Below are 16,182 nucleotides of genomic sequence, written 5' to 3' on the forward strand. Positions count from 1 at the left end.
AGGGAGGAGCCACTTGCCATGACGGGGGACACGAACAGAATCCCGGCCAGCTCCGCCGCGGCCGAAATAGCAGGCGTGTTCGGCGGCGAAGACAAGCTGAACGCGATGAACGCCGACGCGAAGCGCATGCTCGCGGATGCGCAGGCAGGCCGGTGGGCGGTGGACGAGGAGACCGGGTCACACCTGCGCCGGGCCGTGACGCAGATGCAGGACCGGCTCGCCACCATTGGCCCACGGATTTTCCGGCTCCAGCAGGCGCCGAAGCTCGGCAACGACAAGTACGCCAAGGAGGTGGCCGCACACTTCCTCCGCGCCATGGACTCCGACGACAAGTCCCTTGTCCGGGTCTTCTACGCCGCGCAGCACACACTGGATACCGTCCGCCAAGCCCTCGAAGTCGCGATAAGCAAATACGACGCGTCGAACGAGGCAGCTACGAAACAACTCACTGTCTTCAAGGATCAGGAAGGCCATTGAGCGTCAACCTTCGATTCGTCCGGGTTCTCACCGGCATCGGATGCCTGGCCGCTGCAGTGAGCGGTTGCACCAGCACGGTCGCGGGTTCAGCGTCGCCAGCGACCACCCGTACCACCCCCACCACGCCGACCGCGGCAGACGTCTTCGCCGGTCTGAATGCTTGCCGGGTTCTCGAACAGCTCACCGCAGGGCAAGGGTTCGGCCCGGGGGAGAACATCAGCCGACGGAACGAATGCGACGTCCTCAAACCCGGTTTCGGTTCATACGGCCTGGCATTGGATCCGGTACAAGGGCTCATCGAATTCGCGGCCACGAACAAGACCGTCGTCAACACCACGATCAACGGGCGAAACGCGATGCAAGCGAACATCCCCACCGGAGGATGCGCGATCGCGATCGAGGTCGGCGAGCACGCCAGGGCGATGGTGACGGTCGCGATGTCGCGGATCAGCGAAGACCCGCAGTCCTGTCCGAGCGCGCGGGCCCTCGCGGAGAAGCTGGAGCCCCTGTTGCCCCCGGGGCCGTGATGGGTGATTTATCAGTGCCGCAATTATCGGGGCCTTGGTCACGCTATCTTCGGTAACTGCTGATCGGCCTCGTCATGCTGATCGAGTGAAGGAGGGCTCTTGACGGACGGCGTAGCGAGCCAGGTAGCCGCCGTCTTCGGCGGGACCGAACAGCTGACGACGATGAGCGATGGCGCAAAGCGCATGCTGGCCGACGCCCAAGCCGGCCACTGGGCGGTGGACGAAGAGACGGGCTCACACCTGCACAGGGCAGTCACCCAGATGCAGACCGAACTCGGGAGGATCAGCCCGAAGATCTACCGACTCAAGCAGGCGCCCAAATTCGGCGATGACGAGTACGCCAGGAAGGCGTCCGCACACTTTCTCGAAGCGATGTACTCGGACGACCGATCGCTCGTCCGCGTCTACGAACAAGCACAGATGATGCTGGAAACACTTCGCGAAGCCATTGACATCGCAATCAGCAAGTACAACGGCTCTGACGATGCGGCAACCCAAGATTTGCGCACTCTCCGGACCCAGGAAGATAATTGCGGATGAACGTTCGTCCCGCCCAGCTGCTCCTCGGGCTGACTTGTCTCGCATTCACCACGGCGAGTTGCACCAGCACGGTGAGCGGCACTCCGTCGCCGGCGCCGAGCGCGAGTTCCGTTCCGGCGAACTCCGATGTGTTCGCGGGCCTCAACGCATGCCAGATCGTGGAACAGATTACGGCCGGTCAGGGCTTCGGGCCAGGTGAGAACATCAGCCGCCGCAACGAGTGTGACGTGACGAAGTTCGACTTCGGGACATACGGCCTGGCGCTGGACCCCGTACAAGGGCTCACCGAATTCGCCAGGGCGAACGCGAACGTGGTGACACTCACCGTCAATGAACGTGAGGCCATGCAGGCGAACATCCCGACGGGCGGATGCGCGATAGCTGTCAAGGTCTCCGAACATGCCCGCGCTCTCGTCACGGTATCGATGTCACGGTACAGCCAGAACGCGGAGGCGTGCTCGAACGCCAAATCGTTCGCCGAAAAGATCGAGCCCTTGCTGCCGAAGGGGCAGTGAGTCGCCTGCCTGATGGTGATCACAACCGGAGGTACCGGCGCAGGGGATTCTGCGATATCGCGACTACGAACCGGGGTGCGGTGAACACTTCGATCAATGGCCATGACGCCATGCTGGCCGGATACGACGACGCCGACGAGCCGGCAACCAAGTCTCTCGACCAGCTCAGGAACCAGGTGTCCCGGTGATCAGGTCCCGCTTCGCCCGGATTTTCACCGGCATCGCCTGCGTCCTGGGAACCGTCCTGGCCGCCTGTACCAGCACCGTCTCCGGGAGCCCGTCGCCCGCGCCCGTTGTTCCGTCCAGCTCAAGCCCTGACAGCTCTGACGTTTTCGCGGGCCTTGATGCTTGCCGCCTGCTGGATCAGCTCAACGCCGGGCAAGGGTTCAATCCCGGGGAAAACAAGAGCCGGCGCAACCAATGCACCGCCTCCAAACTCGATTTCGCCACGTACAGCATCGCCCTCGACGCCACGCAAGGGCTGCGGGAGTTCGCCGCGACCAACACGGGCGTGCGGGAGATCTCGGTTCATGCGCGGAAGGCCATGGAGGCTGACATCTCCACCGGTGGTTGCGCGGTCGCGGTGGAGGTCGCGGATCGGGCGCTCGCGTTGGTGCTCGTGACCATGGCGCGAGCGAGCGAGGATGCGCAAGGGTGCCCGAACGCGCGGGCCTTCGCGGAGAAGCTGGAGCCCCTGTTGCCCCCGGTGTCGTGATGCGTGATCGGGCACTGCCGCAACCACGGGGCGCTTGATCGCGCTATCTTCTCGGTGACGTCCACCGCGTGGAAGCTGACCGAGGAGCCCTGGGATGAGTTGGCAGGATGAGCTGCGCCGTCTGGACGCCGACCTCGCCAACGGCACCATCACCCAGCACGAGCACCGCAAGATGCGGGACGAGCTGCTGGCCGCGGCCTCCGGCATCGGGGCTTCGGCGCCGATTCAGCCGCAGTGGCAGAGCGCGAATCCGGCCAACCCGGGCTCCGTGCAGCAGCCGGGCCAGTGGTCGGCGCAACCCCCACAGTCCCAGCCCGCCGGCCCGCACACCGGGCAGGGGCAACCGGACGCGGGGCACGTCCCACCGGCCGGACCGCCCCGGAACGATGCGAGCGGGCCGGGTCAGGCCCAGCAGGGCGCCCTCGAGATCGAGGAGGGACCCACCGAGAGCGCCCTCGCCAACGAGGAAGGGCCCACGCAGAGCATTTCGGCGCACCTGCTCGCCACCAGCAAGCCCACGAGTGCGCCCAGTCCGGCCGACGAGCGTCCCACCGACTCCGTGCACTTCCCCTCCATCGAGGACGCGCCGACCGTCATCACGAACCCGGTGCCGCCGCCGTCGCGGCCCTTGCCCACCATGGCTCCGCCACCGCTGCACCCCGGGCCGTACCCCCAGCACTACCCGCCGTTCGACCCCGCGCCGCGGCTCCAGGCGCCGCGCAAACGCAAGCCGACCTGGCTGTTCGTCACCCTCGGTGTGATCATCGTTGCCGCGCTGGTCGCGGGCGGCATCTGGTTCCTGGGCGGCGGCAGCAACGGCACCACCGCCACCACCGCGGCCCAGCCCCCCACGTCCGCCGCCACACCGCAGTCCGTCGAAGCGCGGCTGCCGGCCCTTCCGGGCACGCCGAGCCCGAACAACGGAACCCTCACCGTCGACCAGGGCGTCGACCTCAAGCTGTTCTCCCGCGAGGAGGGCCGCCTGATGAAGGACAACGGCGTCACCCAGCTGATCTTCCGCGGCTCGTCCCAGGGCCCGCAGGGCTACCTCGTCCTGGTCCTGCCCGCCGGCTCGGCCACCGGCGCCGCCTCGATCATCCGGGGCCTCTACGACCACGCCCTCTTCGCCGGCCTGCGGAACATCCCGTCCGGCTCCACCGACGCCAAGGCCGTCACCGGCAGCAACGCGGCCGGTCAGATGAGCGGCACCTGGTACACCTCGGGCACCTACGCCGTCGCGATCTGGGTGTCCCAGGGCCTCGACGGCGACCCGGCCGCCCTGTCCGAGCGCCTCGCCCAGACGAAGACCTCCCTGGTCAACGCCCTGCCGCCGAACTAGGGCAGCTGCCCGGGCCGCAGCACCGCCCCGCACCGACCGGTCGCCGCCCGCTCGGCCTCCACCCGCGGGAGCGCGACCCGCGCGTACGCCCGCAGCCGGACCAGGTCGTCGCCGTCGAGGGCGTCCAGCCGCACCCAGTCGCCGTTCTGACCGGTCCGGTCCAGCACCACCGCCGCGTACTCACCGGACAGGCGGGCGTCGCGCGTCAGCCCGGTCAGGCCGCTCCACGGCACGTGCGACTGGATGAACGTCGGCTTGAGCTCGTCGAACACGTAGTCCCGGAACCCCGCGAAATCCCCCGCCGATACCAGGTCTGCAATGTGCGAGTCGGCCAGGCCGACCGAGTCGACCACCCGCAACCGGCTCGTCAGCGCCGTCCCGCCGATGTCCGGCAACAGCACCGACCCCTCCCGCAGGCCGATCGTGTCCGCGTAGCCGTTGAACACCCGCCCGTCCCGCTGCACGATCTGACACAACGGCACGACCGGCCCGCTCGCGAACCCGCGACCGGAATCGGCCAGCGCCGGGGCGCTCGGCACCGCCGCGCCTACCAGCACCACCGCCAGCAGCACCCGCCGGCGCACCGCCAGCGCCCGCATCCCCTCGACCGCCGCCACCGCTGCGACCAGCGCCGCCATCGTCCACACGGGAGTCGCAAACCGGAACTCGCCCGCCGGCTCCGCGTTGAGCACGCAGTACGCCACCAGCGCCAGCACCAGCGGCACCAGCCATCCGGCCAGCGGCCGGCGCAGGGCCGGGACCAGCCACAACGCCAGCCCGGTCACCAGCACCCCGGCCAGCACGACCGGCCACCCCAGGTACTCCACCGGCTCCGCCACCCGCGTCACGTTCGCCAGTGCCGGCGGCTGCTGGTTCTTCGCCACGGCCGTGTTCGGCACCCACCGGCCGAACTCCGCGTGCCGCCACAGCAGATAGGCGCCGTACGGCACCGCGAACGCCAGAAGCCCGGCCCCGGCGGGAACCACCGTCCGCGCCCGCCGCGCGAACCGCAGCGCGACGAGGGGGTACGCGACCACGTAGATCGCACCGTCCGGCCGGGTGAGTCCCGCCAGCGCTGCCAGCAGCCCGGCCCCCACCGCGATCCGCACGTCGTGCACCCGTCCGGCCGCGAGCGCGCGGAACAACAGCGCCGCGAGCCACGCCACCGCCAGCGCGTACAGGGGATTCTCCAAACCGGACAGCGACCAGATCACGAAGGACGGGATCGCGGCGAGCAAGCCGCCCGCGAACACCGTCACCAGTGACGGCCATCGCGTGACGCGTTTCACCGCGAAGTGACACGCAGCGAGAATTCCCGCACAGCAGGCCAATCCGAGCGCCTTCGGAAACAGAACGTAGTCCGGGACACCGAAGATCGCGCCCGTATCGAACAGATGCAGCACCTTGCCCAGCACCAGCAGCGCGAGCCACGCCGGATTGGAGAAACCCTCCACCGGCGCCGCCCCGGGCTGGAGCACCGGACCGGCGCCTTCGGCCAGGTCACGGGCGTAGGCAAAGGTGATCGCCGCGTCGTCGTTGATCCAGTTGCCGTACGTCCACCCGTGCAACCCGATCAACGCCGTGCCGCCGACGACCGCGGCCACGGCGCGCCAGCGTGCCGCCATTCTCCCCCTCCTCGATTGATCACCCTCGCAGAACAAGGTCACGAAATGACCCTCACCGGCGATGAGCGGGGTAGGCGTGCACAATGTGCGTCGTCACCGTAGCGCTGTCCGGCGGACGCGTTCCGCCTCGTCGAGAGCAGATTAGGGGGCTACCGGGTGTCCTGGCAGGAGGAGTTGCGCAAGCTGGACGAAGAGCTTGCCTCGGGACGGCTCTCCGCGGACGACTACCGCGTCCGGCGCGACCAGGTGCTCTCGTCCGCGGTCTCCCACAGCGAGAACACCGCCCAGCAGCCGGAGCCGGACAACTCCGCCGACTCGACGCAGGTGATCGCGCCGGTCAGCCCGCCGCAGGGCGTGCCGCAGCAGGCGCCGCCGGACCTCTCCGCCGAGCCCACGCAGGCCGTCTCGCCGAACTGGCAGGCCCACCCCCCGGTCGATCCGGAACGCACCCAGTACGTGCCGAGCCCGTCTCCGCCAGCGGGTTTCCCGACCGCGCCGCCCGGCGGTTTTCCGCAGTCCGGCCCGCAGCCCGTGCAGCCGGCGTGGCACGCGCCCCAATCCGACGTGAGCCCGCCGTGGGGCGGCTCGGACTTCCCGCCGATCGGCCCGGTGGGGCAGGGCCCGGAGTCGTTCGACTCCAAGCCGGGTAAGGGCAAGATCGCCTGGATCTCGGTCGCGGCCGTCGTGGTGCTGGTGGCCGCCGGCCTGACGATCTTCCTGACCACCTCCGGTGGGGACAGCCAGGCCGGCCCGACGCCCACGCAGGCGCCGCCGACGTCGAGCACCAGCAACTCGCCGAACCAGGCGTTGCTGGACAAGATCCCACCGACCGAGGGCGCCGCGGACGGCCAGAGCGGTGTGCTGCCGGTGAACCGGCTGGTCGAACTGGGCATCGTGGACTCCGGGGAGGCCGCGCTGCTGAGCACCCACTCGGTGCCGGAGGTCGCGTGGCGGGGATCGCAACGCAGCCCGGACGACAAGGGCCCCGGCAACGAGAAGATCTCGGTGACGGTCATCCCGCTCGACAGTCCGACGACGGCGAACGCGCTGGCAGGCGAGATGCGCCAGTACTACGTCCGCAACGGGCTGGTGCTGCTCGTCGATGCGCTGCCGGACATGCCCCCGCAGGTGGCGTTCCACAAGCTGGTCGCCTCCCCCGTCGTGTACCGGGGCACCTGGGTGTCGGGCAGCAACGTGGTGCGCGTCAACGTGATCCAGGGCAACCTGGCGGACGAGAACGCCCTGTCCGGTGCTTACCAGCGCACCGTCCACACGATGCTGCTGTCCAACCCGGCCAGCTGATCGCGGTATGAGCGACCTGGTCGCCGAGATCATCCGCCACGCCGCCGACCGCACCGCGCTGTCGGACGAGCTGCACTTCGCCGCGCACGAACCGGGCGAGCGGAGCCAGCTCGACCACGGCCGCGCGAACGTGCTGCGCGCGCTGCGGCTGCCGGCGGACGCGCATGTGCTCGAGGTGGGCGCCGGTTACGGCGCGGTGACCAGGTATCTCGGGGAACGGGTGGCGCGGGTCGATGCGGTCGAACCGGACCCGGCCCGCGCCGGCGTGGTGCGAACGCGCACCGCCGATCTACCCGGCGTGCGGGTGCTCGACGCGGTTCCGGACGAGCGCTACGACGTGGTCGTGGCATCCGGCGTCGAGCACGCGGACCGCGTGCGGCCGGGCGGTGCGCTGGTCCTGGCGGTGCCGAACCGGCTCGGGGTGGGCCGACCCGGTGGCCGGTCCCGGCGCCGGTGGGAACGGGAGCTGGCCACCGCCGGGCTGACCGTCCAGCGGGTCCTCGGCTGCCTGCCGGACCACCGCGTCACCCGGGCCGTGATCACCGGGGAGCTGCTGGAACGGCATCCACGGCTCGCCGTCGAGCTGTCCGGGCGCGACGAGCGCTGGGCCGAACTCGTTGAGGGCGGCCTCGGTCTGGACACCGTGGACGGTCTGGTGTTCCTCGCCTCGGCCGGCGAACCCACCACCGGCCTGTGGCCGGACGGCGTGCTCGCCACCTACTTCAACACCGACCGCGCGGCCCGCTGGTGCACGCGCGCGGACGTGGTCGGGGGCGAGATCCGCCGCACTCCCCTGCTGCCGCAGGAACCCGGCCCGGTCGCCGTGCGCGCGTGGACGGACCTGGTGGTGGACGCGCCGACCCTGCCCGAGGTCCTGACCGGACAGCCGTGGCGCGCCGGTGAACTGCTCACCGCGTGGGCGGACCTGGTGCGGGCGGACCCGTCGTGGGACCTGATCCCGGCCAACGTGCTGTTGGCGGACCCGCCGCGGGCCATCGACCTGGAGTGGGTGCGGGACGGCACGACCGTGGACGAGGTGATCGACCGCGGCCTGCTGCTGCTCGCCGACCAGCTCGCCCGCGCCGGCTGGTCCGGGGCCGCGCCGGGCACGACGGTGCGGGACCTGGCCGCGTGGCTCGGCGTCCTGCTGGACCGGCCGGTGAGCTTCGTGGACGCGGCCGCCGAGCGGGAAGCGGAGTTCCAGGCGATCCGCCGGTGCGGGATCACCTCCGGCCCTGGACTGGATCACGACCGGGACGCGATGCGGCTGGCGTGGCGCCGGCGTCTCGCCGAAGAAACCGGGCTGGCACCGGCCGGACCGACCGAATTGGACGCACGCGTCGCCCGCACGATGACGCGGGTTGACCGGATCATCGCACCCGGCGACTCGACGTTCCGCGGCGACACCGGACACTACTTCGCAGTGGCCGGCCAGGCGTTGCGGGCCTGCCTGCACGGGTTGCAGGCCGCCGGTCGGCCTTCACCGCGCCGCGTCTTGGACATCGGCTGCGGCTACGGCCGGGTGCTGCGCACGTTCCGGGCCGCGTTCCCGGACGCCGAGCTGATCGCCTCGGACATCGACACCAGCGGCGTCGAGCACTGCGTGCGGTTCTTCGGCGCCACCGGGCTGCCCGCGTCCGGGCGGATCGAGGAGATCCCACCGGTCAGCGACATCGACCTGATCTGGTGCGGTTCGGTCCTGACCCACCTGGACGTCCCGGCGTGGGACGCGCTGCTCGGCTTTTTCGAGCGAGTCCTAGCGCCGGGCGGCGTCGCGGTGGTCACCACGCACGGCCGTCGCGTCGCCTGGCGGATGACCAGCGGCGCCGGGTACGGCCTGACCGCGGAGGACCACGCCCGCGTGCTCGCGGACTACCGGGCCTCCGGGTTCGGGTACGCCGACTACCCCGGCCGGTCCGGGTACGGCATCTCGCTGTCCGCGCCGGAGTGGGTGACCGGGCACGTCCTCACCCCGCAGTTGCGGCTCGCGGGGTACGTCGAGGCGGGCTGGGACGGCCACCAGGACGTGTTGATCCTGGCCAAGGACGCCGACGAGACGGTGAAGGCGGAACGATGAACGCAGCGGCCGGGTTGGTGCGGCCGGGACGGCCGCTCGGGCACCTGTTCGAGCTGCGCGGGTGGGTCACCACCGGCGACCACGTGACCGTCCACATCGGACGGCAGGTGGCCGAGGTGCGCCCGGACTCCACCGGGGCCGAGCCGCCCGGCACGACCGGTCTGCTGATCCGCACACCGGGGCCGGTGCCGACGGGGCGGCACGAGGTGGTGGTCCGCGCGGCGAACGGTGCCCCGCTGACCAGCGCCGTCGTCGAGGTCGGCCGGTCCGGCGACGAGGAACCGCTGCGGCTGTACGAGATCGACACCCCGAAGGCCGGCGACAACCCGCAGGGCGACGTCGTGTTCGTGCACGGCTGGGTGCTGCTCGACTCGCGGGCCCCGTCGCTGGTCGAGGTCCTCGTCGACGGCGGTGAGCCGGTCCGCGCCCGCACCCGCCTGCCGCGCCCGGACGTGGCCGACCACCTGCCGGATTTCCCGGACGCCGCGGTCAGCGGGTTCGAGGCCCGGGTGCCGGTGGACCTGCCGCCGGGTGCGGACCGCGCGCTGTCGGTGCGGGTGCGCGTCCGGGGTGAGCTGTCCGGGGAGTGGACCTCGGAGGCCCGCGAGGTCGTGCTGTCCAACCCGCCGGCCGAGGAGGCGGACCTGGCGCTCGCGGCGGAACTCGCCGAGCGCACACGCAAGGCCCTGGCCCGGCCCCGGGAAACCACCGATCCCCGGCACCTGCTGGTGTTCACGCACAGCCTCGCGGTCGGCGGCGGGCAGTTGTGGCTGCAGGAACTGCTGGACCGGCTCGCGACCCGGCACGGCTGGCGGATCACGGTGGTCAGCCAGCTGGACGGCGAACTGCGCGCGGACTGCGCGGCCCACGGCATCGACGTGCACCTCACTTCGCCGTACCGGGTGCACGACGTCGCCTCCTACGAGGGCCACATCGCGGAGCTGGCCCAGTTCGCGCGCGGCACCGACGCCGCGGTCGCGCTGGTGAACACGCTCGGCGCCTTCCCCGGTGCGGACGCGGCGATCCGCGCCGGGCTGCCGACCGCGTGGGTGCTGCACGAGAGCTTCGACCTCGCCGACTTCGCCTACCAGAACTGGGGCCCGGCGGGGCTGGTTCCGCCGGTGCGCGAACGGTGGCTGAACACGCTGCGGGCGGCGGACCGGCTGCTGTTCGTCGCCGACGCCACGCGGGAGATGTTCCTGCCGTTCTCCAGTCCGGCGCGCTGCCGCACGATCCGGTACGGCACACCGATGGTCGCCCGCGGCGGTCGGGTGTCCGAACGCGACCGTCGCGCCGCCCGGCGGAAGCTGGGGATCGCCGAGGACACCACGCTGCTGCTCAACGTCGGCGTACTGGAACCGCGCAAGGGCCAGGGCCTGCTGATCAGCGCGATGGACCGGGTGCGGCGCGCGCACCCGGAGATCCAGCTGAGCATCGTCGGGCACCACCCGTCGCCGTACGGGCTGGCGCTGGCCGGGTTCACCGAGCGGACCGGGCTCGCGGACCGGGTGGACCTGGTGCCGATCCAGCGCGACCCCGCGCCGTGGTTCGAGGCCGCCGACCTGTTCGTGAACAGTTCCGACGTGGAGTCGCTGCCGCGGTCGATCCTGGAGGCGGTGTGCTGCGGCCTCCCGGTCGTGGCGAGCGACGTGTTCGGCGCCCGCGAGATGATCACCGACGGGCACAGCGGCTGGCTGTTCGAGCCCAACGACGCGGACGCGCTGACCGTCGCGTTGCTGCGTGCCCTGGACACCCCGGCGGACCGGCGGCGCACGATCGCCGCGAACGCCTACGAGAAGCTGCACGGCTGGCTCGACCCGGCGGGCTACGCCGCCGAATACGCCGACGTGCTCACCGAGCTGGTGAAGGAGCGGGGATGACCGACGAGCTGCCCGGCGCGGTGCGAGCCGAACTGACCCGGCTGCGGGCCGAGCGGGTCGCGTTCACCGAAGAGCGGGAACGGCTGCGCACCGAGCTGCGCGAGGCCGAGCTGCAGATCCGCGAGGTGAGCCGGCACCGGGACCAGCTGGTGCAGCAGACCGAGCAGCTCGCCGGCGTCACCGAGCGGGCCGCGCAGGCCGATGCGCTGGCGCGGGACGTGCTGGTCGCCCGCGCCGAACGGGATGCGCTGCGCGCCGAGCTGGCCGAGACCCGCACCGAGCGGGACCGGCTACGGCTGCGGCTGCTGGACGCCGAGCTGCGGTTGTCCGGCGCGACCCCGCCCGAACCCCCGGTCGAGAACGGCACCCTCGCCGCCGAGCAACGGGCCGCCGAGCTGGCGCGGGAACTGGAAGCGACGCGGGCGACGGTGAGCTGGCGGGTCACCGCGCCGCTGCGTGCCGTGCGGCGGCGGACGTCATGACCGCTCAGCTGTGCTTCGTGTCCGCGAGCCGCGGGTCCGGGTTCATGGCGGAGCTGCTGGAGGTGGTCGCGGACGCGGTGCGGCGCGCCGGGTTCCCGGCGACTACGGCCACCGGGCGTTACCCGGACGCCGAGGGCGACACGGTGTACGTGGTCGTGCCGCACGAGTACTTCGTGGTGACCCCCGAGGCGGACCGGCCGAGCGAGGAGCAGCGGCGCCGCACCATCGCGTTCTGCGTGGAGCACCCGGGTACGGCCACGTTCGAGCGCAGCGCGGCGCTGGTCCCGGGGCTGGCCGGTGCGGTCGACATCAACCACGACTCGACCGCCGAGTTGCGTCGCCGGGGCATCCCGGTCGAGCACTTCCAGCTCGGCTACTCACCGCTGTGGGACGCCTGGGGCGGCGATCCGGACCGCGCGCGGGAGATCGACGTGACCTACCTGGGCACCGCGGAGCGGCGTCGTTCGCTGCTGCTCGCGTCCTACGCCGCCGACCTGGCGGACCTGCGGGTCCGGTTGCTCACCCCGCCGCACGAACCGATGGGGCCGCGGCGTGTCGATTTCCTGCCGGGCGAGGCGAAGTTCGCACACCTGGCGAACTCGCGATTCCTGCTCAACCTGCACCGCGAGCGGTCACGGGCCCTGGAATGGGTGCGGGTGCTGGAGGCGCTGTGCAACGGCTGCGTGGTGCTGACCGAGCCGTCGACCGACCTGGCGCCGCTGGTGCCGGGCACGCACCTGGTCGTTACGCGGCCGGAGTCGCTCGGTGCGGCGGCCGCCGCACTCGCCGCGGACCCGCAGCGGGAACGCGACCTGCGGATGGCCGGGTACGAGTTCGTGCGCACCGCGCTCGACCCGCTGGCGTCCGCGAAGATGCTGGTCGAGCTGGCCGAAGGGGTGCTCGCCGCCTCGCCCGGGGTGCCCGCGGGCCCGCCACCTGCCCAGACAGTGGTGGACGTGGTGGACGTGGTGGACGTGGTGGACGCCGGGCCGCGGCCGCTGGCCGTCGACACCCCGTCGTGGGACGTCCGGTTCGCCGGCACCCGCTCGCTCGGTGCTCCCCCGGCGAACCCGGCGCTGGCCACCCGGATGGGTCAGCAGACCGCGGACGCACGCCGCACGTCCGGGGTGGACTGGTCGCCGTCGGTGGTGCCCACAGTGTTCCCGGACGCCGAACGGGCGGCCGTGGACGTGCTGCTGGTCCGCCGTCCGGGCGAGCCCGACCCGGAGTCGCTGGTGCGCGACCTGCTCACCGGGACCGTGCTGCCCCGCCGGATCCTCGCCGGGGAGGACGGTGTCGCGCCGCGCCCCCGCCCGCGCGCGGCCGACCTGCTGCGGCACGAGCTGCCGCTGGGCCGCGGCTACACGCGCAACCGGCTGCTGGAACGCTCATCCGCGCCGTGGCTGCTGGTGCTCGACGGCGGCATGCGTGCGTCGCGGCGGCTGCTGGAACGCCTCGTCGCCGCTTCCGACGGAGCGGACGTCGTGCACTGCCCGGTCGCCGACCCGGTCGAGGGCCTGGTCGGCGCGTTGCCGCCGGAGGACCGGCGGCTGGCCGAGCTGCCCTATCTGGGCAGCGGGTACCTGGTGCGCCGGGCCGTGCTCGAGTCGTTCGGCGGATGGACCGACGACCCGCTGGTGGACGGCCTGGAGGACCACGTCTTCTGGCGCCGGCTGGCGGCCCACGACCGTCCGAGCTCGCTGGTCCAGCAGGTCCTGCTGAGCCGCTTGCGGCCCGATCCGGCACCGCGCCCGGTGGACCTCGATCCGCACCGCGTCTGGTCGCTGACGCGAATCCTCGCCGGTGCACCGGCCGCCCCCATCGAGTGAGATGGGCGTGTCGGGCAACCTCATCCCACTCTCGCGCGCCTGAAAGACACAGCATCGGTCACCGGAAGGAGGCGCGGATGTGGCTTCAGATCGGCCTCGTCGGCCTGCTCGGCGTGGTGTTCCTGGTGCGGCTGGTGGTCGTGCTGCGTCACGGGCGCGAGCCGCGCGGGGCGACCAGACCGGACTCGTAGGCGAGCACCACCAGCTGGGCGCGGTCGCGCGCGCCGAGCTTCGTCATGATGCGGCTGACGTGCGTGCGCGCGGTGGCGGTGGAGATGACCAGCTGTACTGCGATCTCGTCGTTGGACAGTCCTCCCGCGACGAGGGCCAGCACCTCGCGTTCGCGGTCGGTGATCTGCGGGACGGCGCCGGTGTCGACACGCCGGTTCTCCGGCCGTCCGACGAACTCGCTGATCAGCCGCCGCGTGACGGTCGGGGCGAGCAGCGCCTCACCCGCGGCGATCACGCGTAGCGCACGGAGCAGCTCGACCGGTTCGGTGTCCTTGAGCAGGAATCCGCTCGCGCCGGCACGCAACGCCTGGAAGACGTACTCGTCGACGTCGAAGGTGGTCAGGACCAGCACTTTCACCCCGTCGAGGCCGGGGTCGGCGGTGATCTCACGGGTCGCGGTCAGCCCGTCCACCCCGGGCATGCGGATGTCCATGACGACGACGTCCGGCCGGTGCTCGCGGGCTAGCGCAAGCGCTTGCGCGCCGTCGGCCGCCTCCCCGCAGACCTCGAAACCGTCCTCGGTCTCCAGCAGCACCCGGAACCCGGCGCGCACCAGCGCCTGGTCGTCGGCGAGCACGACCCGGATCATCGCTCCTCCAGCTTCTCCAAGGGGAGTTCCGCGCGCAGTTCGATGCCGCCGTCCACCACCCGGGCCGCGACCTCGCCGCCCAGCGCGGCGGCGCGTTCCCGCATGCCGCGCATCCCGTTGCCGTCGACCGGCGTCGTGGCGCCGCGGCCGTCGTCACGCACGACGAGCGTGAAGGAGCCGTCGTGCCGGGTGAAGCGGATGTCGACCGTGCTGGGCTGGTTGGCGTGCCGGATCACGTTGGTCAGCGATTCCTGCAGGATGCGGTAGGCCGCGGCATCGACCGGGGCGGGCAGGTCGCCCGGCGAGCCGTGCACGCGCACGACGAGACCGGTCGCGCGGGCGTGGTCGAGCAGCTCGTCGAGCTGGTCCAGGCTGGGCGCGGGGCCGAGTCCCTGACCGGAGCGCAGGACCGTGACGGTGGCGCGCAGGTCGGCCAGCGCGGTGGCACTGGCCTCCTTGATCGCCCGCAGCGCGGCGACGGCCTGGTCGGGCCGCCGATCGGCGACGTGCACCGCGACCCCGGCCTGGACGTTGATCATGGCGAGGCTGTGCGCGACCACGTCGTGCACCTCGCGGGCGATCCGGAGCCGCTCCTGCTCGGCGAGCCGGGACTGCCGTTCGGCGGTCTCCTGCGCGGCGGCCCGGGTCGCGGCGACCCGGTTGCGGACGGCGGTCCCGATGCCGAGGACCGCGACCAGCCAGACGACGAGCGTGACCCCGGTGGCGAGGCGCCCGGCCAGTGCGGCCACGACGACGACCGACCCGGCAATCCCCGCGACGAGCGGTCCCCTCGTGCGGGTCAGCACGAACAACGCGATGGTCGGCAGCACGATCGCCGGGCCGCCCGGCTGTCCGGAGACGTAGTACGCGCCGGTCAGGGCCGCGGTGACGGCGAAGACCGGCAACGGCACCCGCCGCACGGCGACCAGCGGCAACGCGGCGGCGGCGAGCCACAGGTAACCGGCAGCGCCCAGCGGGTGGCCCTGGAACCGGCCGGCCCCGGTGGTCGCCCCCAGCACGAACGCCATCGGGACGAGGGTGAGCACCACGTCCACGAGAGCCGGCCACCGGCGGGGTTCGCGCACGTCCCGAAGCTACGGCAGACGACGGCGCGGCGCGTCCGTCGAAAAGCGGCACTTGGATTACGACCACCGCGGTACCGGGGGGCCAGGCCGGCTGCGGGGACCTCAGCGCGCGGCGATCTTCTCGGCCGTCTCGCTGTCCGCGGGGGTGTAGGTGGTCAGCCGGACCTCGGAGTGCCGGCCGAACCACAGGTGGGTGTAGTCGAAGCTGAGCAGGCCGGCTTCCGGGTGCATGAACACCTTCGTCAGGTTGCGCATCGGCTGCACGTCGTGCTGGTTCCAGACCGCCTCGAACTCGGGGGACTCCTGCCGCAGCCGCTTGACCAGCGCCTTCCAGCTCGGTTCGGCGATGTGCTCGGCCATCGAGGCGCGGAACTGCGCGACCGTGCGCGGCATACCGTCGGCCCAGTCCCGCAGCCGGGAACGCCACCGCGGGTTCGTGAAGCACAGCAACAGTGAGTTGCGCTCCTCGAACGGGATGCTGTCCACGTCCATCAGCCAGTCGTAGGTGGCGTTGTAGGCGAGGATGTCGGTGCGCGCGTTCTGGACCGCGGCGGGGAACGGCTCCAGCTGGTCCAGGATCGCCCTGACCTGGGGCGTGACGACCCCGCACTCCTTCTGGATCGGCGGTTCCGGCACGCCGGCGAGGGTGTAGAGGTGGCTGCGCTCGTACGGGTCGAGGCGCAGGGTCCGGGCGATCGCGTTCAGCACCTGCTCGGAGGCGTGGATGTCGCGGCCCTGCTCCAGCCACGTGTACCAGGTGACGCCCACCCCGGCGAGCTGGGCGACTTCCTCGCGGCGCAGGCCGGGCGTGCGCCGCCGGCCGCTGGACGGTAGCCCGACCTGCTCCGGCGAGATCCGCTCGCGGCGGCTGCGCAGGAACGACGCGAGTTCACGACGGCGGATCTCCTCGGTGGAGACGGCCACAGTGCTGGTCATGATGCCAGCCTGACACACCCCTGATCCTGTTAC

The 16,182-nt window shown here is 71.7% G+C and carries 15 protein-coding genes; 11 read left to right on the forward strand and 4 right to left on the reverse strand.

Translation table 11 applies throughout. The features are described from left to right. Positions 1-18 precede the first annotated feature (18 nt). The 6 genes from FHX46_RS00360 (at position 19) to FHX46_RS00385 (ending at position 4,113) form a co-directional block, all read left to right on the forward strand. Positions 19-477: a hypothetical protein gene (locus FHX46_RS00360; protein WP_208399942.1), complete on the forward strand. Its 459-nt coding sequence runs from the start codon at positions 19-21 to the stop codon at positions 475-477. Next, positions 474-1,004, forward strand: coding sequence for a DUF3558 family protein (locus tag FHX46_RS00365; protein WP_167109669.1), 531 nt, complete (start codon positions 474-476; stop codon positions 1,002-1,004). The genes FHX46_RS00360 and FHX46_RS00365 overlap by 4 nt, the downstream gene beginning before the upstream one ends. 99 nt (positions 1,005-1,103) lie before the next feature. Then, positions 1,104-1,544 carry a hypothetical protein gene (locus tag FHX46_RS00370; RefSeq protein ID WP_167109670.1) on the forward strand — a complete coding sequence of 147 codons (441 nt, stop codon included), beginning with the start codon at positions 1,104-1,106 and terminating at the stop codon, positions 1,542-1,544. After that, a complete protein-coding gene (locus tag FHX46_RS00375; protein WP_243871198.1) occupies positions 1,541-2,059 on the forward strand; it encodes a DUF3558 domain-containing protein in 519 nt (172 codons plus the stop codon). The genes FHX46_RS00370 and FHX46_RS00375 overlap by 4 nt, the downstream gene beginning before the upstream one ends. 184 nt (positions 2,060-2,243) lie before the next feature. Continuing rightward, on the forward strand, positions 2,244-2,774 hold the full coding sequence (locus tag FHX46_RS00380) for a DUF3558 family protein (protein ID WP_313885976.1): 531 nt from the start codon (positions 2,244-2,246) through the stop codon (positions 2,772-2,774). Positions 2,775-2,868: 94 nt separating this feature from the next. Then, positions 2,869-4,113, forward strand: coding sequence for a hypothetical protein (locus tag FHX46_RS00385; protein ID WP_167109672.1), 1,245 nt, complete (start codon positions 2,869-2,871; stop codon positions 4,111-4,113). Here FHX46_RS00385 and FHX46_RS00390 read toward each other — a convergent pair. Beyond that, entirely contained in the window at positions 4,110-5,738 is a 1,629-nt protein-coding gene (locus FHX46_RS00390) for a hypothetical protein (protein ID WP_167109673.1), read from the reverse strand. The genes FHX46_RS00385 and FHX46_RS00390 overlap by 4 nt on opposite strands. A gap of 156 nt (positions 5,739-5,894) precedes the next feature. On the opposite strand from FHX46_RS00390, the gene FHX46_RS00395 reads away from it, so the two are divergent. From FHX46_RS00395 to FHX46_RS00415, 5 genes are read left to right on the forward strand one after another with little or no spacing between them, the layout of a single operon-like run. Next, positions 5,895-7,040: a hypothetical protein gene (locus FHX46_RS00395; RefSeq protein WP_313885977.1), complete on the forward strand. Its 1,146-nt coding sequence runs from the start codon at positions 5,895-5,897 to the stop codon at positions 7,038-7,040. A 7-nt stretch (positions 7,041-7,047) separates the two neighbouring features. Next, positions 7,048-9,117: a class I SAM-dependent methyltransferase gene (locus FHX46_RS00400; RefSeq protein WP_167109674.1), complete on the forward strand. Its 2,070-nt coding sequence runs from the start codon at positions 7,048-7,050 to the stop codon at positions 9,115-9,117. Then, positions 9,114-10,997 carry a glycosyltransferase family 4 protein gene (locus tag FHX46_RS00405; RefSeq protein WP_167109675.1) on the forward strand — a complete coding sequence of 628 codons (1,884 nt, stop codon included), beginning with the start codon at positions 9,114-9,116 and terminating at the stop codon, positions 10,995-10,997. The genes FHX46_RS00400 and FHX46_RS00405 overlap by 4 nt, the downstream gene beginning before the upstream one ends. Then, a complete protein-coding gene (locus tag FHX46_RS00410; RefSeq protein ID WP_167109676.1) occupies positions 10,994-11,479 on the forward strand; it encodes a hypothetical protein in 486 nt (161 codons plus the stop codon). Before FHX46_RS00405 ends, FHX46_RS00410 begins: the two co-directional genes overlap by 4 nt. Next, complete coding sequence (locus FHX46_RS00415; protein WP_167109677.1) at positions 11,476-13,308, forward strand: glycosyltransferase family A protein; 1,833 nt, start codon at positions 11,476-11,478, stop codon at positions 13,306-13,308. Before FHX46_RS00410 ends, FHX46_RS00415 begins: the two co-directional genes overlap by 4 nt. Positions 13,309-13,456: 148 nt before the next feature. Here the strand turns inward: FHX46_RS00415 and FHX46_RS00420 are convergent, their stop codons facing one another. The 3 genes from FHX46_RS00420 to FHX46_RS00430 form a co-directional block, all read right to left on the reverse strand. After that, positions 13,457-14,128, reverse strand: coding sequence for a response regulator (locus tag FHX46_RS00420; protein WP_167109678.1), 672 nt, complete (start codon positions 14,126-14,128; stop codon positions 13,457-13,459). After that, positions 14,125-15,183: a sensor histidine kinase gene (locus FHX46_RS00425; RefSeq protein WP_167120950.1), complete on the reverse strand. Its 1,059-nt coding sequence runs from the start codon at positions 15,181-15,183 to the stop codon at positions 14,125-14,127. The genes FHX46_RS00420 and FHX46_RS00425 overlap by 4 nt, the downstream gene beginning before the upstream one ends. Before the next feature lie 132 nt (positions 15,184-15,315). Next, positions 15,316-16,149 carry a helix-turn-helix transcriptional regulator gene (locus tag FHX46_RS00430; RefSeq protein WP_167109679.1) on the reverse strand — a complete coding sequence of 278 codons (834 nt, stop codon included), beginning with the start codon at positions 16,147-16,149 and terminating at the stop codon, positions 15,316-15,318. Positions 16,150-16,182: the final 33 nt, after the last annotated feature.

This window comes from Amycolatopsis viridis (assembly GCF_011758765.1).
In the GTDB taxonomy this organism is placed as follows: domain Bacteria; phylum Actinomycetota; class Actinomycetes; order Mycobacteriales; family Pseudonocardiaceae; genus Amycolatopsis_E; species Amycolatopsis_E viridis.